The following is a 19,080-nucleotide window of genomic DNA, read 5'->3' as shown; positions in this document are numbered from 1 at the left end:
GAAAGGGCGTGACGCGCTTCTGCAGATCGCCGGGTTCGTTCGCTGGTGCGCCACATCTTCATGCGGCGCACCTGACGCTGATGCAACCAGTCTAGCGACGCGGCGCCACGCACGGTTGCCACCCAGCAGGCAATTCCTGCCAGCCTGCGGATGGCACGCGCGTGGCGCATCGCAATCGCGTAACGTTGCTGGTTCGCCGCGCGTTTCGCTTCCATCGTGCAGGGGCGCCATGCTTCGGCGCCGGAACCTCACCTCAGGTCAGCACGCCCCATAGAACAAGCGTCAGGGCCAGTCCGACCACCGAAACAATCGTTTGCAGAATCGACCAGACGAAGACCGTCTGCTTGAGTTGCAGCCCGAAGTACTCGCGCACCATCCAGAAACCCGCGTCGTTCACGTGGCAGAAGAAGACTGAGCCCGCGCCGATCGCAAGCGCCATCAACGAATTGTGCGTCGCGCTCAGGCCAGTGACGACAGGTGCAACGATGCCGGCCGTCGTGGTCGTGGCGACGGTGGCAGAACCGGTTGCCTGACGCAACGCGACGGCGATCAACCAGGCGAGCAGGATGAGCGGAAGATGCGCGCCGACCGCGATCTTGCCAATGGTCGTGCTGATGCCGGCGACGACGAGCGTCTGCTTGAGACCGCCGCCCGCGCCGATGGTCAGAAGCAGCGCGGCAATCGGCGGCAGGCTCTTGCGGAGAATGCCGCCGACGCGCTCACGGGGCATGCCGCGTGACCAGCCCAGTGCGACGATCGCGAAAAGCACGGTAAGGCCCAGCGCCACGAGCGGCTCGCCGAGAAAGTTGAGCGCATCGAAGAGAAACGTCTCCGGCGACAGACCCAGTTTTGCGACCGTGCGGCCCAGCATCAGTATGACCGGCAGCAGGATCGTGATCAGCGAAATCGCAAAGCCGGGCGGCTCCAGCTGGCTGGATTCGGCCGTGAACAGCTTGCCCATCTCCTCAGGCTCGACGACGTGCATGCGCTTCGACAGCCACATGCCGTACAGCGGCCCGGCGAGAATCACAGCGGGAATCGCGACAATCAGTCCCAGCCCCAGCGTGATGCCGAGATCGGCGTGGAGTGCGCTCACGGCGATCAGCGGCCCCGGGTGCGGCGGCAGCAACGCATGCAAGGTTGTCATGCCCGCCAGCGCGGGAATCGCGATGCGCAAGATGGGTTGCTGCGAGCGGCGCGCCATCACGAAGATGATCGGCACCATCATGACGAGCCCGACTTCGAAGAAAAGCGGTAACCCGATAATGATGGCGACGAGCGCCATCATCCATGGCAACAGGCGCGGCGTGGAGTGCTTGAGAATCGTGGAAACGAGCCGGTCGGCCGCGCCCGAATCGGCCATTAGCGCGCCGAGCATCGCGCCCAGTGCAATGATGATACCGACGTCCCCCAGCAACGCGCCGGCGCCCTTGCTAAACGCACTTGCAACTGCTTCGAGCGGCAAACCCGCCGTGAATCCCGCCGCGAACGTGCCGACCAGAATGGACAGAAACGGTGCGAGCTTGAGCGCGCTGATAAAGACAATGATGATCGCGAGGCCCAGCACACAGGAAAGAATGAGCTGGGTGTCGTGGGCTGCCCATGGCGCAAGAGTGGTCAATGGATGCAAGGCGTTTCCTGTGTCGGTTGAAGACATTACGTGAGAGGCACAGACGGATTGTAGCGGGCACTGAAGAACGCGACACCCTGGCCATCCGGACGATACCGGAGTGTCGCGGTTGTCTGTTTCAATCGTTGGCATAGAGGGGCCGCGTGATTTGCTTATGCGAATCCATCAGTTCGCAATTGGCGCGGGGCGTCTTATCGTTGGCCGCAACCGGTCCGTGTTGCGGCCGTCATAACGTCAGAAATCCTCTTATGCCACGAACTTTTATACCGACACGTCGTGCATTCATTGTCGGCGCTGGCGTCGCGCTGGCCGCGTCTGCCCTGCCCGTTTTCGCGGGCACGTCCGCGCGGGAACTGCGCATTGGCTACCAGAAGGCTGCGAGCACGCTTGTGCTGCTCAAGTCGAAGCAAACGCTCGAGAAACGCCTTGCGCCGCTCGGCGTATCGGTGAAGTGGACCGAGTTTCCGGCGGGCCCGCAGCTACTGGAAGGCCTGAACGTCGGCGCGATCGATTTTGGCTACGTCGGCGAGGCGCCACCTGTTATTGCGCAGGCCGCGGGCGCGAACTTTGTCTACACCGCCTACGAGGTGCCGACACCGCACGCCGAAGGCATCCTTGTCCATCGGGACGCGCCAATCCACACACTTGCTGATCTGAAGGGCAAGAAAATTGCGTTGAACAAAGGTTCGGACGTGCACTGGTTTCTGGTCGCAGCGCTGCAGAAAGCGGGCGTCCCGTATGCGGACGTACAGCCGGTGTTCCTGGCGCCGGCCGATGCGCGCGCTGCATTCGAGCGCGGCGCGATCGATGCGTGGGCGATCTGGGATCCCTTTCTCGAAGCCGCAAAACAGCAACCAGATGCACGACTGCTTGCGGACGCGAGCGGGATCGTGGATCACCATCAATTCTTCCTGAGCGCGCGGCCGTTCGCTCGGGACAACAGCGATGTGCTCGCCGTCGTGATCGACGAAGTCAACAAGGAAGGCGCCTGGGTCCGTGGTCATTATTCAGAAGCGGCGGCGCAGCTCGCTCCCATTCAGGGCCTCGACGCAAAGGTGATCGAAGCGGGACTCCGACACTACGAACACATCTACAAGCCCGTCGACGCCGCCGTACTTGCCTCACAACAGCGAATTGCAGACACGTTCGCTGAACTGCATATCATTCCGGCAAAGATCGTGACTCAGGATGCCGTGCTCGGCGCGAAAGGATAAGCGCGCCATCACGCTTATTCTTTTGTTTGAGTCGATGTTTTATCGCAACCGTTGCTGATCAATCCGCGCTGGTAAACAGCGCGGAGATGTTCTCGGGCGGGCGGCCAATGACCGCCCGTCCATTTCGCACGACAATCGGGCGTTGTAGCAGGATCGGGTTCGCCACAATTGCTTCGTATAACTGATCATCCGTCAACTCGGGAGCAGCGAGACCTAACGCCGTGTATTCCTTTTCCGTATCGCGCATCATCTCGCGTACGGAACAACCCAACATGCGGTTGAGCTCTTTCAGTTGGGCAACCGAAGGCGGGGTCTTCAGATATTCGATGATTTCCACTGGTTCATTTTTCGGATTGAAGGCGTTTGCGACGAGATCGCAAGCGCCTCTCGATTTCGAGCAGCGAGTGTTGTGATAGATCGTGATCATGGTTTGAAGTGCCTGCGGGTCGTTGAGCAACCGGAAGTGTACCGATTCCGCCCGATTTAGGCGGCCACGGTTCCTGGGATGACGACCGGATGGATCGACGTTCGATGTGAATTCTGCGCGGCTTGCTTACGCCGCCGTGCTTTAGACGTGGGTGGGCGTCGAGTGTCGATTTGCTGGCCGATCGACGGCCGTGGGTCGTTCGCGGTTTATATCGTCCTGTTGTCGAAGCGCTGGTTGCCACATCAAAGACGACGGGTGAATACGGGTTACGGCCCGAATCGAAGCCCTTTCGCTGAACGTGAGGTACGTCTCCCACAGCGAGCAGTTCCGGTGCCAATCGTGCCAGCCAGAAGACCGGGGATTGACGCATTCCCAACCGTCACATTAAGCCGCCTTTTTAGCGGTTCACCATTGATGCATGCCTCGCGGCCAGGGCACTCGATGCACTCGCAATCACGCGGCCCGCTCTCTGGTTTCGCAGCTTGACGACTGTATTACCGGCAGCGGACAAATCTGTCCGTCTTGATCCCATTCCACGATAACGATTCATTGACCTCTGGTTTATGCGCATAAACGCGAGTCTGATTGTTGAGACCTGCGGGGATGCCGTGTGCAGATCAGGGTGGGTACGCGTTTGTGAGAGAGACGTTGGTACATCCGCAACGTCTCCTCAAAATGGCGAACCGCATCGCCACAAAATAAATAACCGCAGTACGTCTCGGCCAAAAACCCAGCCTCCGGCCAACGAAATGTCGAAAGTCGTGGTTGCCGTGACCCATCAGCCCGCAGGAGCCCGTTTATGCGCATAAACCTTGGCCGAATAGCTAATTCGTCGCGTCTGAACTACGAAAATCATTGAAATCGAAATTCATCACGGTAAAATCCATCAGCGTCTAAAAATGAGGTGAAGAATTGGCAGCTGAAATCATCGCGGTCACGCAACAAAAAGGCGGAGTCGGGAAGAGCACTATCGCCATGCATCTCGGCGCTGCCTTCCATGAAAAAGGTAAGCGCGTCCTCGTTGTAGACGCCGATGGTCAGAACACCCTCGTTCACTGGGCAAGCGCATCGTCTGAAGGAGAATCGGGAATTCCGTTTCCCGTCGTCAATCTCTCTGAAGCTGGCGGCCAGATCCATCGCGAGATCAAGAAATTCGTCGGCGACTACGACATCATTGTTGTCGACTGTCCGCCGTCCATTACCGAAAAAGTCTCCGGCGTCGTTCTGCTCGCAGCGACGGTCGCCGTCATTCCTACCTCATCATCGCCCGCCGACTATTGGTCAAGCGTCGGTCTCGTCAAACTCATTCAGCAGGCTCAGGCCATGAATGAGGACCTTCGCGCAGTCTTCCTGCTCAACAAGACTGAAGAGAAGCGCATGCTGACCCGCGAACTGAAACGGGCCCTCGAAGAACTCGGATTTCCGCTGCTCAAAACCCAGATTCCGACCCGAGAAGCCTATAAACAGGCAATGGCACTGGGGCAGACCGTCCTGCAGATGAATGACCGCGGCGCCAAACTCGCCAGCCTTGAAATACGGGCGTGCGCGAACGAGATCGCCGCCTTGCTCCCCTGAATTTATGCGCATAAAGGACCCTGAATGAAACCCTCTCAATTCGCTAAAGGCTTCCAGGCGCGCCCTGATACGACCAGCAGTGAAAAACGCACCGCGCTCGACCGACTCAACGCTATCGATGGCCTTGTTCAGCGTAGCGATGCGAAGTCAGCCGACGTGCCGGGACGCTCCAGCCAGTCCGACGTCGCGGTTGTGCCGATGATGGAAGAACCAGCACTGTCACAAGCTGGGAGCGAATCGGCTGAGTACCACGCCTGGCGCATCGAACATGGATACCGTTCTGGCCAGGTCATTGAGCTTGCACTGAAAACGATCAAGCCGAGTCCGTTCAATCCACGTCATTTCTATTTGAAATCATCGATTGCCGAACTCGCAGTCAATCTGGCAAAGCAGGGGCAACAACAGGCGATCCATGTCATCCCTGACTATGACAATCCTGGCAGTTATTTCGTCAGCGATGGCGGCCGCCGCGTTCGGGCGTTGAAAGAGGCGAACAAGGATTTCGTCAAGGCGATCGTCATCGATCTGCCGATCGGTATCCAGAGCTACAAACTCGGCTACGACCTCAACGTTCAGCGTGATTCGCAGACTGTCTTTGATAACGCCGTCGTCTGGAAGCGTTTTCTAGATGACAAACATTTTCAAAGCCAGAAAGAACTCGCCGAACATCTCGGTCTCGATGAATCCACTGTGGCCGTCGCGCTGTCAATCGCGAAGTTGCCCGAAGCAGTCATGCATGAGATGGTCGCCCGGCCAGACCGCTTTGGTTCGAACATGGCCTATCAGGTTGGCCGGTACCACAGTGCGCGCGGCGCTGACGCCACGCTGCGCCTGATCAACAAGATTCTTTCAGATGATCTGAGCACGCGGCAAGTCGCGGACATCGTTAAAGGCCGGGCCACGGCGCAGGAAAGCGCGAAGCCGACAGGACGCCAGCGCTACGCCCAGCGACTCGATATCAAACTCGACGGAATGACGGTCGGAGACCTGAAATCATACGGTGATGACCGTCTGGAGCTCAGGTTGCGCGGGCTGACGCGTGAAAAGCGCGACGACATCCTGAAGCAGATCGAACAGATGTTGCTGCCGAAGTAAACCTCGATCCGACCGAGGCTGCCTGCCATTACAGCGGGCAGCCCTCATTGGCAAACCGCCGGATCAGGCAGCGCGGGACTGGCTCAGCGTGAAGGCGAGCAGATCACCATCGGTGGGATCGCCCCATGTCTTGCGGGCCAGCCAGTCAAAGAATGCGGTCTCGGCCAGCTTCGAATCCAGGCCGCGACGACGCCAGTCATCACGCATATGCGCGCCCAGCGACGGCAGTTCGTCTTCCTCGAAAGACTGCCGCGCCACATCCCGTTCCGACTCACCCTGCTCGTCATACAGTGCGCGCGCTTCCTTGCGACGGTAGGCGGAGTATTCGCCCAGCAGGCGCGCCTTCAGGTCATCCGCCGGCACGGCCGCGGTGATGCCCTTCACGCCATCCACCGAAGGCAGCACTTCGACTGGCGGAGCGTAGCCCTTCTTCAACGCGTCCTTGAAGAGCGCCGGGGCGCTGCGTACGGGTGGCAACGTCGTGCTGCGCATGCGCTGCTCGGTCATCTGCAGGGCCGCACGAATCCGGTTCTCCTCGCTATCGGCGTAAAGCGTCTGCGCCTCTTTTAGCGGAATGCCGATCTTCACCATCCGGTCGACGAGCGTGCTGTCGAAGACATTCGGATGTTCGTCAAGCGCGAGCATCGGTTGCTTGCGTTCCGTGACACGAAACTGGATCTCCCCGACGCGTCGACCTTCCCGATGCTCGATCAGCTCGACGAAGATGTTGGTCACGGCATTCACTTCGGCAATCGCGGGGCGCAGATAATCGCGCTTGAAGTATTTGTATTCGCGCTTCGCTTCGTCACCGGCTTCCGTATCCGGCGTGCCCGACAGAATCGGGCGCCACCATTCCCACGCCTCGCGCATCGTGAGATGGCTCGGGTTCGTCAGATAACGCACGCAGATTTCATAGAGCGCGAGACCTGCGCTGCTGCGCAACTGGCTCTGGAACTGCAGACTCAGCCGCGCGTACTGCACTGGATCGAGCAGCTTCTTCTTGATTTTCGGCGCAAACGAGAATTCGACCCACACGCGCCGCGTGGCCGGATCCTCGAGAATTTCGGCGTCCGCAATCAGCGTGGAAATACCCCACTTGCGGCCCGGCTTCTGGCTCGAGGTACCTGTGCTCCATTCCACCTGCACCGACACCATCCGTCGCAGATGCTCTTTGACCAGTGCCGTATCGTTCGAATCAAACGCGGAATTCGCGACGATGTCGGACAATAATGCGCGATAGGTATCGCCAGATTCGTCTGCCTGCTGAGCCACGGCTAGCAGCACATTGAACAGCTTCCGGGTAAGCAGGGTGATCTTGCCGCTCTTGGGCTGAATGGCAATGGCCTCAACGGCCTTGCGCAATTCCGCGGAGCTCGGGCTCACCACATCAGTCTTCTTCGCGCGCTTCGTGGCCATGCGTCGGGTCGAGGAGGGATTTGGCGAAAGCATACCGGCTGCGGTGAAGCACGTCTATAGCGCGCATCTCACCATTGCCGGTGAAGTGTGTTTACGAACCGCACCTCACCTCGAAACGTTCCCGTAAGTCCTCACCGCAGCCCGAATGCACCCGGGGCAGCAAGCGTTGTCCGTCGCCGGATCCCGAAATTCACTCCGTTTTTGGCCTTCCACTCACCGCAATTTCAGCTCCCGTATCGGCTCACCGGTCAATATCGTCGAAATTTTACGACGCAGGCGCGAAAACTGGTCGTGAACGTCAGGTTTTCGCGTTTCGCATCACAAAAGTCAGCTGGACCGTCCCACGTTCGGCCATTTTCATCATCGGTCGCCAGGATCGCCGGAGGTTTTTGCATTCCATACTCTTCAGAGTGTCTCGAATCCGGCTGAATCGATCGATGGCGGCAGGAAAGGTCCCGAAAAGCCTCACCTTTGACGTGCGCGAGGCCCCGTTTGCACGGGATTCCCGGCCAGCAGGCTGTCCAGATGACCGTTTTCCCTCCCGAAAAAGCTCACCCAAGGCGCAAGATCGACACCGGACGAGGTTAGCAACGAGAGGTCCTGAAAAACCTCACCTTTCAGCGGCCATGGAAAAATACCCAATCGTTACCGGCACTTACCTTCGATTCGTCAACCGGTATCTTCACTCGATCACGCTCCCGGAAATACTCACCGGAAGGCCAGACCCAAGCTTCGGGTACGCGGGGCAGAAGAAAATCATCCATCTCCTGCATTTCCTCACCTTTGCATCGTGAGCAACCTGAAAGAGACACTCACTGACCAACGTCAGCGCAGTGTTTCCGGTAAGTGACTGCAAACTTGCTCCCGAAAAGCATCACCAGACCAGAATGCCCCCCCCAATCTCGCTCCTGAAAAGCCTCACCATTGTCACCCGGCCCATAAGACCATCGGGTTCAGCATTTTTTCTGACATATCTCCCGAATCTCCTCACCTTTACCCGTTCCGACCGTCATTGATACCTGAAATCCCGCGTCGATCCAGCGCTGACCGTCACTACACCTCCCGTAAAGACTCACCGCAAGGCCGTGGGTCGCCCAAAACCGGCGCGTTTCGGCGGCCAATCCCTGAAAACCCTCACCTTCGCATGCCGTTCTGTCCCGTTATGTCTCACCACCAGCCTTTTTCGACTCGAAAATCAGGCAAAACGAAGAGGCGATGCGCGTCCCGCAAGCACTCACCACTGCTTCTGGGCTCCCGGAATCCTGTTTCCAGGTCGTTATGGGCGTTCCGGCCGGTCTGCTCCCGAAGAAACTCACCTATAGAAATGGCCTGCCTGACGCACAGCTCCCGAAGCCACTCACTCACTGTCCTGAACCCTCTCACCCGTATCCCTGAACCCCATCACCGTCACCTCCCGGGATCGCTCACCAACTGTCCCGCAAAGCCTCACCTCACCGCCCGCAAACCCTTACCTGGTATAGCTTTGCCAGGGCGTTAACGTTTTTAACCTAGGTTCAAGGGTGTTTACTTCTATTACTCTCAACGAAGATCCGCGGTGCCGTCAGGAACAACACCGGACATCAAAACCGCCCCTGTCATCCCGCTTCGTGAAACAGCCCCGATTTTTTGGCAAAGGCAGAATCTTCTTTATTTACAGATGCTTATTGACTATTCTTCGATTTGTTTCACGGTAAATCTTCGATGTTGAGCTATACACGCGGTAAAGGCGACCCTTGACGCACTGTTTACCTGTCAAGCAAGTCAGGAACTGAAATTCGTATCGTTTACTACGTAAATTGTTATGATTCGCTGGATCGTCGTTCCATTGAGGCATGAATGAATTCAGATGAAGAACGCCAGGCCATTCGTCAGGAACTTGAACAGATGCGGGCAAACGGGGGGCGCCGTCAGGAACTGTCGCTTCATGCCTGCAAGCGACTCTTTTTCGACCTGGGTATTCGCCCTTCAATGGCGACCGTGCGTGAGCTAACCCAGACGGGCAGCGCGAGTGACATTCCAAAAGACATCGACAGTTTCTGGGAACGTATTCGAAGTGCATCGAAGGTGCGCGTCGGTGCGGGCGCAATACCGAAGGCGCTCGAAGACCGCGCCGGCGAACTGTTGGGTGAGCTGTTCCAGGCGGCGATGACACACGCGCGCTCAACGCTCGACGAAGACCGCGCGACGATGCAACACCAGGTTGAAGCCGCCGAGCAAAAAGCGCGCGAGGCGGAAATTCGCTTTGACGCGTCGGAGGAAGCGATCGAGCGTGCGGAAATACGCGCTGATGCTGCATGGAACCGGATCCGCGAACTGGAAACGGAACTCGCTGCCGTGAATTCCCACGGATCGGCGCATCAGGAAAGTCTGCAGGCAATGGTCCGACGTCTCGAAGCGGAAACCGAAGCGCTTCGCAAGCGCCTCGATACCGAGCAGACCACCAACGCTGGATTACGCGACCGGATGGATGCCCTGCACGCGGATATGCGGCAAAGCACCGAACATTATGCACAGCAGATCAAGGACGCCGTCGCCGAAGCCGAACGTCGGGTAAAACCGATGCTGGTCGAGCTCGACTCGCTGCGCAGCGTGGCGGCGACGTACCAGTCCGGCGTACGTGACGCGAGCCGCAAGGAATTCGATTTCATTCAGCAGATCGCTTCGTCGAAGGCCCGCGGCGACCGGCTGGACGCGCAGGTTCGCGAGCAGTCAGATGAGATCGATGCACTGAGCAAGGAAGTGACTGCCTTGCGTTCGCACGAAGGTATCGATCCTGCCATTGCCGGTTTGCTGTGCGCGCTGGCCGGCGCCGGGCGCCTGACGCCTGACGAGCTAAGCGCGATCGGAACCCTCGCCGACGCTCAGGTCGCCCTTCCGCTTCACTGCCCGAAATGCGGGGATGGCGAACCGGAGTTGTCGCAGGTGGATCACCGCTTCGAACTGCAGTGTCCGGAATGCGAGCATTCGTCGGGCATGGGCGACTCCAGACTTCAGGCGGTGGCGCGGTTTCTGTCCGCCAGGACCGTTTCCGCTTCGACGGCAAACTAGAAAACGAATCGGGCAACAAAACACAAACACCCGGCCAGTCGAGCCGCGATCGACGTGCGATAAAGGTGAGCCATTTCGGGAGCCTGTGGGTGAGCCCTTTCGGGATCAGGAATCGGCGCACGCCCGGCTGGCGGGCATGATCGCTAGATAGAACGCGTTGATGAGGCTGGATCTGGAATGTCGCTCGCCGGTGCGTCCTGCAGGTTCATCCAGTTTTGCCACGCGCGGTGCAGCCGGTTCGAAGAGACGGGCTGCATGAATCCAAGCCACTGACCCACGAGTTCCGGCTCAACACCGGCTTCGAACAGATCTGCCGCGTAGGTATTGCGCAACGTATGCGGACTGGCGCGTGTTGTACGTGCGTCCGAAATGCCCGCGGCATCGATCAGCGCATCGACCGATCGCAACATCGTCGCCTTGTGCATCGGCCGTCCCGAAGGCGAAGCCGGAAACACAAGATTGCCGGCCAGTTCGGAAAGACGCCGCTCGGCAAGCCATGCATCCATGACGGCCACGGCGAACGGCGAGAGCCGGGCGCGTCGCGTGAAGGCAGGATTGGCGGCTTCGACCAGAACCCAGGGCGAGCCTGGATTCACGCAACTAATGGTTAGCGTTCGCGCTTCGCCGGTCTTGAGTCCGCCACCGAGAAAAACCGCGATCAAGGCGCGATCGCGACGCTCACGCCATCGGGCCGCAGCGGAGAGATCGGCGAGCGGCGAGAACAGATGTGCAACCAGAAGCGATCGTTCGACCGAAGCGAGAAATCCGGTTGGTTCATTGTCGCGGGCGTTGCGCCATGCGGCGTCTCCATCCTGGGCAATAAAGCGCGCGGGGTTGGTCGATGCCAGCTCGATTTCGCGGACGTGATCGAGCACACGCTCAATCAGCCTTAAATATCGGGCACGTTGCGGTTTGCGGATATCGAGACCAGCGACGAAATCGGCGATGGTATGCATGTCGACGGTTGAAAGACTTTTGCGACGAACCTTCAACCAGTCGAGAAACAGTCCCCACTGCGCACGATACACATCGGCCGAAGAGCGGCGGAACTGCTGACCCGCGAGCCAGGCGTCGAACGCGATGCGAGGATCGCGTCGCCAGTCTTCGCGTTGCTGGTCGAACAGATCGGTACTGGCCGGTTGCCGTCGTGGTTGCGATGAAGGAGGCGAAGCGACCATAATTGAATATCCGTTAGTTGCGTGAAGTGTAGGGCATTCATATGGCGTTTTCCAGACGCGAAGCGCAAGGTCAACACGCTATCGGTCCCAGGCTCACAGATCTTCGGGCGCCTTCAGCGCACAAATACGGATAAAAAGACATCGCTTCTGAGGCACGCTTTCCGCGATGCGTCGCCCCCCGATGCGCACCGCGCCTGCTGACCTCCAATGCAACCATAACGGACGAGACCCTTCGCCTAGCCGCCCCAGGCGCTGGGGCGCATTGCCGCCGCCCGCTTTCCCGCAGACTGCATCGAGGCGACGTGCGCCTTCTCATAAGCATTGACCGCAAAGGCGAATACCGCTGGCAACGCGTTCGATGCGCCGAAATCCACCGTATCGTCGGTTTCCGGGTATGGCAGGTTATCCGGCCGCTGGAACAGCACGAGCAAAAATGCGTCGTGGCGGCTCGCGAAGCCCAGATCGGCCAGCGCCTCCGCTTCGATTGCATGCAGCAGCCGCCACGTCAGCGGTACCTGCTGCGCGATATATCGCTCTGCGATGTGACGCACGATGTGTTCGAGATCGCGCGCGGCCGCCTGGAAGCGCAGCGCGGCAAGGTCATGCTCGTTCGGGTGGTTCATTCTGGGCTCCGGTCAATCTGCCTATACTGTACAAACATACAGTAGTTGGTGCAACCTCGGCCATCCGGCCGAGGCGTCAGATTGCTGCCGTTGCGCTATCGTGAAGGCGTTGCATGAGCGCGGAGGTTCACCCGTGAATCACCACCAGCAAGGCCTTTGCCTCGCCTTTTCCTGCATTGCGGATCGCGTGCGGTTCGTCGGCGATGTAGCGCGCCGTGTCGGCTGCCTTCAGCTTGCGGCTCGTGCCCGCGGCGTCGATTTCGATCGTGCCGTTCAGCACCGTCAAATGTTCGCGCGTGCCGGGCTCGTGTGCGTTCGAGACGAGCGCGCCGCCCGGCTGCAGTGTCAGTTCGTACCACTCGAACTTGCCCGCGAGCTCGATCGGCCCCCATACCCGCAACTGATAGCGGCTGTCGTGGCCGCTCAGCGTCGGAATTTCGTGTGGTCCGGATACGGCGATGGCTTCCGGCGGCTTCTGCTGGGCGAACAGCGAATCGAGGCTGACACCAAGCGCGTTCGTGAGACGCCACGCCACCGCGATCGTGGGATTAGCCTTGTCGCGCTCGATTTCCGACAGCATCGATTTCGATACGCCGGCTGCGCGGGAGAGATCGTCGAGCGTCATCCGCCTTTCGCCACGCAGGCGCTGGATCTGCTCGCCCACGCGTGGAGGCGCGGCGACCGTCGCAGCCTGGGCCGTGGGCGTGAGAGGGGACGCTGTCGATGTGCGGCGCGTTCCGGAACTTGCCATCGGGTGACCTATCGTTTAAAGTTGTTCGATATACCGAACTTAGGTTCGAAATATAGAATTAATCCGGTAAAGCTGACAGCCGACTATAACAGGCTGCCGGTCCGCGAGCTAATGCCACGGCGTGATCCGCCGGGCCATTCAGGAGCCTGATTCATGCGTGAACCCTTTCTCGCCCATCTGCGCAGCACGGTTGAGCAGATTCGTAACGACGGCTTTTACAAGACCGAGCGCGTGATCGCCAGTCCGCAGTCGGCTGACGTTCGTCTTGAGGGCGGCGCCGATGTGCTGAACTTCTGCGCCAACAATTATCTGGGCCTCGCGAACGATCCGCGGCTCGTGGCCGCCGCAAAAGACGGACTCGACCGGGACGGGTTTGGCATGGCATCGGTCCGTTTCATCTGCGGCACGCAGACGGTGCACAAGGAACTGGAGCGTGAGATCGCCGCGTTTCTGCAGACGGACGACTGCATTCTCTACTCCAGCTGTTTCGATGCGAACGGTGGCCTGTTCGAGACGCTCCTCGACGAATCCGACGCGATCATCAGCGATGAACTGAATCACGCCAGCATTATCGATGGCGTGCGTCTGTCGAAGGCAAAGCGTTTCCGTTACCGGAACAATGATCTCGCCGATCTCGAAGCTAAGTTGCAGGAGGCCGATGCCGCTGGCGCGCGATTCAAGCTGATTGCCACTGACGGCGTGTTTTCGATGGATGGCATCATCGCCGATCTCGCCGGCATCTGCGATCTGGCGGACCGGTACGGTGCGCTCGTCATGGTCGACGATTCGCACGCAGTGGGATTTATCGGCGAGAACGGGCGCGGTACGCCCGAGCATTGTGGCGTGCTCTCGCGCGTCGACATCATCACGGGCACGCTTGGCAAGGCACTCGGTGGCGCATCGGGCGGCTATGTCGCCGCACGCAGGGAAGTCGTCGAGTTGTTGCGGCAGCGCTCGCGTCCATACCTCTTTTCGAACACGCTCACGCCCAGCATCGCCGCGGCCTCCCTGAAGGTGCTCGACCTGCTTGCCAGCGAGGAAGGCGCGAAGCTGCGCGAGCGCGTTCGCGCCAACGGCGCGCATTTTCGCAGCGCCATGAGCGCACTCGGTTTCACGCTCGTGCCGGGTGAGCATCCGATCATCCCGGTGATGCTTGGCGACGCGCAACTCGCCTCACGCATGGCCGACGCGCTGCTGCGCGAAGGCGTCTATGTCATCGGTTTTTCGTTTCCAGTGGTGCCAAAAGGCCGTGCGCGCATCCGCACGCAGATGAGCGCGGCGCATACGCCGGAGCAGATCGGTCGCGCCGTCGATGCGTTCGCGCGCGTCGGTAAAACGCTTGGCGTTATCTGAAACGGAGTCCATCACATGAAAGCACTTGCAAAACTCGAACGCGCGCCTGGCCTTACGCTCACGCGCGTGAAAAAGCCCGAAGTCGGTCACAACGACGTGATGATCCGCATCACACGCACCGCGATCTGCGGCACGGATATTCACATCTGGAAATGGGACGACTGGGCGCAAAAGACGATCCCCGTGCCGATGCACGTCGGACATGAATATGTCGGTGAAATCGTCGAGATGGGTCAGGAAGTGCGTGGCTTCGCCATTGGCGACCGCGTCTCCGGCGAAGGCCACATTACGTGTGGCTTCTGTCGCAATTGCCGCGCCGGGCGTCGTCATCTGTGCCGCAACACGGTCGGCGTCGGCGTGAACCGCGAGGGCGCGTTCGCCGAGTATCTCGTGATTCCCGCTTTCAACGCGTTCAGGATTCCGCCGGAAATTTCCGACGACCTCGCCGCGATCTTCGATCCGTTCGGTAACGCGACACACACGGCGCTTTCGTTCAACCTGGTCGGCGAAGATGTCCTGATCACGGGCGCCGGGCCGATTGGCATCATGGCGGTCGCGATTGCGAAGCACGTCGGCGCGCGCAACGTCGTGATTACCGACGTCAATGACTATCGGCTCGGCCTCGCGCGAAAAATGGGTGCGACGCGGGCTGTCAACGTTTCACGTGAATCGTTACGCGACGTCATGGAAGACCTCCACATGACCGAAGGCTTCGATGTCGGGCTCGAGATGTCCGGCGTGCCGAGCGCATTCACCAGCATGCTCGATGCGATGAATCACGGCGGCAAGATTGCACTTCTCGGCATTCCGCCGGCACAAACCGCGATCGACTGGACCCAGGTCATCTTCAAGGGTCTCGAGATCAAGGGTATCTATGGCCGCGAGATGTTCGAGACCTGGTACAAGATGGTTGCGATGCTGCAAAGCGGGCTGGATCTCTCGCCGATCCTCACGCATCGTTTTCCGGTTGACGATTACGAGCGTGCGTTCGCGACGATGCTCTCGGGTGAAAGCGGCAAGGTCATTCTCGACTGGACCTCGGCCTGATTCGTTGTAGTGTCGTCGATTCGCGTTGCGTTGGGCGTGCGTCCAGCGCGCGCGTACACAACAACGAACATAGGCAAAAACCGATGCGCTCAGCTTCCCGCGGGCGGCTTCACAAATTCTGCCTGGATGCGCACGTGCACGTCGTCGCCTACAGCCGGATACCACGTCGAAAGCCCAAACTTCGAACGGCTGAAACGGCCTTCCGCCGAAAAGCCGAGCGTGTCCTGCTTCGTGAGCGGATCGGGCGCGAAGCCGTTGAACGTCACGTCGAGCGTGACTGGCTGCGTGGTGTCGCGAATCGTCAGATCGCCGGTTAGCGTTCCACGCGAATCGCCGGTTCGCTCAAAGTGCGTGCTCACGAAACGTATCTCCGGGTAGCGCACGACATCGAGCATCTGGTCGCTCTTCACCATCCTGTCGAGAAGCGGCACATTCGTGTCGACGCTTGCCGCGTCGATCGACGCCGTCACCGCACTTTTATCCAGCCCGCCAGGGTTCCAGTCGAGCTGTGCGGTTTTGCGATCGAATCGCATCGTAAAGCGCGAATACCTGAAGTGATCGATATCGAACGTGATGCTGCAATGGTTCGGATCGAGCGTGTAGCGCCCGGCAGGCACGCGCGTTTCTGTCGTGCTGACCGTGTGCGTTACCACCTGAAGTGGCGTGCAGGCCGCCGCTGTCGCGAGCATTGTGAGCAGAAACGTGCGCGTGAGCGCGGCGCGTAGCGTGGGTGTGCGCATGTCGTCGATCCGTGTTTCGAAGAGCATCACCATAACGCAAGCGCCCGACATCATCCAGATTCCATGCTTGACAAGGTAGAATGATCGTTCTACCTTTCGTTCATGGCGACTTCCACGACTTCTTCTGACAATCCGTCGACAACCCGTGCACGCGAGCGGCTGCTCGACGCCGCCGAGGCGCTGGTTTACGCCGGCGGCATCCACGCAACCGGTGTGGATGCGATCGTGCGCCAGTCGGGCACGGCACGCAAAAGCTTCTACACGCATTTCGGCTCGAAGGACGCGCTGGTTGCCGCCGCGCTTGAACGGCGCGACGAACGCTGGATGAACTGGTTCTCCGGTAACACGCTGGCGCAGGGCACGACACCACGCGCGCGGCTCATCGGCATGTTCGATGTGCTGCGGGAGTGGTTCTCGTCGGATGATTTTCATGGCTGTGCGTTTCTCAATGCAGCCGGCGAAATCGAGGCCGCTGATGATCCGATCCGCATCGTCGCGCGTGAACACAAAGCGCGTCTGCTTCGCTTCGTGCGCCAGATGTGCGACGACTACGTGGCATCGACCGCCCCAGACGCCGTCGTGCAGGACAAACAGAACAGGCAGAACCGGCAGGGCAGGCAGAACAGGCAGGACGATCAGCGCACAGCACGCGCCGCGCGGCTGTCGCGGCAATGGCTGATCCTGATCGACGGCGCGATCGGCGTGGCGCTTGTCAGTGGCGATGCCGATGCCGCGCTCGATGCACGCGCCGCAGCCGGACAGTTGCTCGAAGCAGATTCCATGGTCTCTCGCCCGTCGGTCCGACGGGTGTCCACCCAACGTCAGGAGAAGTCATGACCGAACCGATCGAAAGCCGTCCGCCCTTTCCGCCTTTCACGCGCGAGACGGCGATCCAGAAAGTACGCGGGGCAGAAGATGGCTGGAACACGCGCGATCCCGAGCGCGTGGCGCTGGCTTACACGCCGCAAAGCGTCTGGCGCAATCGCGCGGAGTTTGTCACGGGCCGCGCGGAGATCGTCGGCCTGCTGCGTCGCAAATGGGCGAAGGAACTGGATTACCGGCTTATCAAGGAATTGTGGGCATTCACCGATAACCGGATCGCGGTGCGTTTTGCCTACGAATGGCACGACGATTCGAACAACTGGTTTCGCTCCTACGGCAACGAAAACTGGGAATTCGATGCGAACGGCCTGATGGCACGTCGTCACGCAAGCATCAACGATATGCCGATCCGCGAGGCGGACCGTCTGTATCGCTGGCCGCTCGGCCGTCGTCCGGACGACCATCCCGGACTGTCGGATCTGGGCCTGTAAGCGCGGGCCCGCGCCGCGCGTTTCACCGATTCGCCATCGGTTCTCCGTTATTGTTCTCTCCGGGCGGCACGTCGCAGGTCGCGTGCCCGCTTTCCCGAGCGTGCCCACCAGTTCGCGCACTGCGCGTTGAGGTACAGTGCGCGACGGTGATGACACAAACACTGGACAAGAACATGGATCACGTCGGCATCCGACCGACGACGGAGAGGACATGCGTTTCTGGCGCAAAAAGAACAGGGTGGCATGCGCGGTGGTGGCCGCGGCGGCAGGTCTGACCATGACGACCGCGGCACACGCAACCGACTGGTGCAAGGGCGGCGTCTGGGCCGACGTGATGATTGGGTCGTATCACATCGACCCGGACCCCGACGAGCATTTCCGGCAGTTCAATCCCGGCCTCGGCGTCGAATGCTGGCTGAACAACGAATGGGCGCTGACGGCCGGTGGCTTTCGCAATTCGCTGTCGCGTCCTTCATGGTACGGCGGTGGCGTCTGGTCGCCCGACTTCACGCACTGGGGTTTCGTGCGACTCTCCGTGATCGGCGGCATCATCTCGGGCTATAACTACGGCAACTGGGGTCTCGGTCGCGATCACACAATCGGACCGGTGGTCGCACCGATCCTGATGTTCGAATACAGGCGCGTCGGCGCGAACGTCATTCTGATTCCACCGATCCCGTCGGACAATCTTCCGTTCACGTTGGGGTTTCAGCTGAAGGTGAAGTTCTAGCAGGATCGCATCGCCGCAATGGTGAGGAATTCCAGGAGATGTCCGTAGAGGTGAGACAATTCGGGAGCTGCGAAGCGATGGCGTCAGGTGAGTGTTTCCAGGATGGTGAGGATATCCAGGAGATGCTCGCCGAACCGAAACCCAGGCGGGTCATGCATGATCGATTACCCGCTGCACTTTGAGCGCCACCTGGTGGACCCTCTGCACGACGGTGTCGCTTGCGCTTTCATCACGGAGGGCTAACCTCAATTCAATCGACGATTGAACGGAGCGGTCAAATGTCATACGCGTACAAGGTCGTGAATTCGCTGGTCGGCAAGCTCAAACTCGTCTCGAAAGGACGCGGCCTTGTCGCCATTCTCTGGGAAAGCGAGCGGCCCAATCGTGTGCGGCTCGGCGAAATGGTCGAAGTCGAGCACGATCCGGTACTCGATGAAACGGAGCGCCAGCTCAAGGAGTACTTCGCCGGCGAACGCACCTGTTTCGATCTCGAACTGGATTTCGCCGGCACGGCGTTCCAGAAGAAGGTCTGGGCCGCGCTGTTGACGATCCCGTTCGGCGAGACCCGCAGCTATCTGGACATCGCGACGCAAATCGGCAACCCGAAGGCGGTTCGCGCCGTCGGCGCGGCGAACGGCAGAAACCCTATTTCGATCATCGCGCCGTGCCATCGCGTGATCGGCGCATCGGGCGATCTCACCGGCTTTGCCGGCGGACTGAAGGCGAAGGAAACATTGCTCGCGATCGAAGCCGCAAGCGGCCCGACATCCCCAGCCGTGAAAACGTCACACCGTTCGAGCGCGATGTGGACCCGAACCGTATCGCAAACGACGCAGCAATCGCTGTTCGACAGCAATCTTTGAAACCGGGTACGAAGATGCGCTGCGTGGCGAGTAATACGACCCATGTGATATTTTCGCGTCAACAACACAGGACCGGG

Annotated in this window: 17 protein-coding genes; 10 read left to right on the top strand and 7 right to left on the bottom strand. The window is 59.8% G+C overall.

Translation table 11 applies throughout. The annotated features are described in order from the left end of the window. Nucleotides 1-253 precede the first annotated feature (253 nt). Entirely contained in the window at nucleotides 254-1,630 is a 1,377-nt protein-coding gene (locus LPA37_RS14455; protein WP_228980611.1) for a GntT/GntP/DsdX family permease, read from the bottom strand. Nucleotides 1,631-1,878: 248 nt separating this feature from the next. Here LPA37_RS14455 and LPA37_RS14450 point away from each other — a divergent pair, with 248 nt between their 5' ends. Next, nucleotides 1,879-2,844 carry a sulfonate ABC transporter substrate-binding protein gene (locus LPA37_RS14450; RefSeq protein ID WP_229012949.1) on the top strand — a complete coding sequence of 322 codons (966 nt, stop codon included), beginning with the start codon at nucleotides 1,879-1,881 and terminating at the stop codon, nucleotides 2,842-2,844. Between the two features lie 58 nt (nucleotides 2,845-2,902). On the opposite strand, the gene arsC is transcribed toward LPA37_RS14450, so the two are convergent. Then, nucleotides 2,903-3,271: an arsenate reductase (glutaredoxin) gene (arsC, locus tag LPA37_RS14445; protein WP_228980615.1), complete on the bottom strand. Its 369-nt coding sequence runs from the start codon at nucleotides 3,269-3,271 to the stop codon at nucleotides 2,903-2,905. A gap of 912 nt (nucleotides 3,272-4,183) precedes the next feature. Here arsC and parA point away from each other — a divergent pair. Together parA and LPA37_RS14435 are read left to right on the top strand one after the other, a co-directional pair. Further along, a complete protein-coding gene (gene parA / locus LPA37_RS14440) occupies nucleotides 4,184-4,846 on the top strand; it encodes a ParA family partition ATPase (protein ID WP_228980617.1) in 663 nt (220 codons plus the stop codon). 24 nt (nucleotides 4,847-4,870) lie between these two features. Further along, nucleotides 4,871-5,941, top strand: coding sequence for a ParB/RepB/Spo0J family partition protein (locus LPA37_RS14435; RefSeq protein WP_228980619.1), 1,071 nt, complete (start codon nucleotides 4,871-4,873; stop codon nucleotides 5,939-5,941). Nucleotides 5,942-6,004: 63 nt separating this feature from the next. Here LPA37_RS14435 and LPA37_RS14430 read toward each other — a convergent pair whose 3' ends face one another. Further along, nucleotides 6,005-7,357 (bottom strand): replication initiation protein, encoded by a 1,353-nt coding sequence (locus LPA37_RS14430; RefSeq protein ID WP_228980621.1) that lies wholly within the window; start codon nucleotides 7,355-7,357, stop codon nucleotides 6,005-6,007. A gap of 1,836 nt (nucleotides 7,358-9,193) precedes the next feature. Here LPA37_RS14430 and LPA37_RS14425 point away from each other — a divergent pair. Next, the gene (locus tag LPA37_RS14425) at nucleotides 9,194-10,405 is read left to right on the top strand and encodes a DNA-binding protein (RefSeq protein ID WP_229012948.1); all 1,212 of its coding nucleotides are present in this window, start codon (nucleotides 9,194-9,196) and stop codon (nucleotides 10,403-10,405) included. A gap of 143 nt (nucleotides 10,406-10,548) precedes the next feature. Here the strand turns inward: LPA37_RS14425 and LPA37_RS14420 are convergent, their stop codons facing one another. From LPA37_RS14420 to LPA37_RS14410, 3 genes are all read right to left on the bottom strand, one after another. Next, nucleotides 10,549-11,583 (bottom strand): tyrosine-type recombinase/integrase, encoded by a 1,035-nt coding sequence (locus tag LPA37_RS14420; protein ID WP_228980636.1) that lies wholly within the window; start codon nucleotides 11,581-11,583, stop codon nucleotides 10,549-10,551. Between the two features lie 236 nt (nucleotides 11,584-11,819). Continuing rightward, entirely contained in the window at nucleotides 11,820-12,206 is a 387-nt protein-coding gene (locus LPA37_RS14415) for a DUF2471 family protein (RefSeq protein ID WP_229012947.1), read from the bottom strand. A 127-nt stretch (nucleotides 12,207-12,333) separates the two neighbouring features. Next, nucleotides 12,334-12,957: a helix-turn-helix domain-containing protein gene (locus tag LPA37_RS14410; protein WP_407672528.1), complete on the bottom strand. Its 624-nt coding sequence runs from the start codon at nucleotides 12,955-12,957 to the stop codon at nucleotides 12,334-12,336. 153 nt (nucleotides 12,958-13,110) lie between these two features. Here LPA37_RS14410 and LPA37_RS14405 point away from each other — a divergent pair, with 153 nt between their 5' ends. Further along, nucleotides 13,111-14,310 carry a glycine C-acetyltransferase gene (locus LPA37_RS14405; protein WP_228980640.1) on the top strand — a complete coding sequence of 400 codons (1,200 nt, stop codon included), beginning with the start codon at nucleotides 13,111-13,113 and terminating at the stop codon, nucleotides 14,308-14,310. 15 nt (nucleotides 14,311-14,325) lie between these two features. Next, nucleotides 14,326-15,357 (top strand): L-threonine 3-dehydrogenase, encoded by a 1,032-nt coding sequence (gene tdh, locus LPA37_RS14400; RefSeq protein ID WP_228980641.1) that lies wholly within the window; start codon nucleotides 14,326-14,328, stop codon nucleotides 15,355-15,357. A gap of 89 nt (nucleotides 15,358-15,446) precedes the next feature. Here the strand turns inward: tdh and LPA37_RS14395 are convergent, their stop codons facing one another. Then, nucleotides 15,447-16,097, bottom strand: a complete 651-nt coding sequence (locus tag LPA37_RS14395; RefSeq protein WP_228980647.1) for a YceI family protein — start codon at nucleotides 16,095-16,097, stop codon at nucleotides 15,447-15,449. A gap of 102 nt (nucleotides 16,098-16,199) precedes the next feature. Here LPA37_RS14395 and LPA37_RS14390 point away from each other — a divergent pair, with 102 nt between their 5' ends. From LPA37_RS14390 to LPA37_RS14375, 4 genes are all read left to right on the top strand, one after another. Beyond that, entirely contained in the window at nucleotides 16,200-16,934 is a 735-nt protein-coding gene (locus tag LPA37_RS14390; RefSeq protein WP_228980649.1) for a TetR/AcrR family transcriptional regulator, read from the top strand. Beyond that, nucleotides 16,931-17,410 carry a nuclear transport factor 2 family protein gene (locus LPA37_RS14385; protein WP_229012946.1) on the top strand — a complete coding sequence of 160 codons (480 nt, stop codon included), beginning with the start codon at nucleotides 16,931-16,933 and terminating at the stop codon, nucleotides 17,408-17,410. Before LPA37_RS14390 ends, LPA37_RS14385 begins: the two co-directional genes overlap by 4 nt. Before the next feature lie 211 nt (nucleotides 17,411-17,621). Beyond that, nucleotides 17,622-18,140: a hypothetical protein gene (locus LPA37_RS14380; RefSeq protein WP_228980651.1), complete on the top strand. Its 519-nt coding sequence runs from the start codon at nucleotides 17,622-17,624 to the stop codon at nucleotides 18,138-18,140. Between the two features lie 278 nt (nucleotides 18,141-18,418). Then, nucleotides 18,419-19,003: a methylated-DNA--[protein]-cysteine S-methyltransferase gene (locus LPA37_RS14375; protein ID WP_229012945.1), complete on the top strand. Its 585-nt coding sequence runs from the start codon at nucleotides 18,419-18,421 to the stop codon at nucleotides 19,001-19,003. Nucleotides 19,004-19,080: the final 77 nt, after the last annotated feature.

It is taken from the genome of Paraburkholderia gardini, from assembly GCF_907164545.1.
Lineage (GTDB): Bacteria > Pseudomonadota > Gammaproteobacteria > Burkholderiales > Burkholderiaceae > Paraburkholderia > Paraburkholderia gardini.
This window is presented reverse-complemented; position numbering and strand designations above follow the sequence as displayed.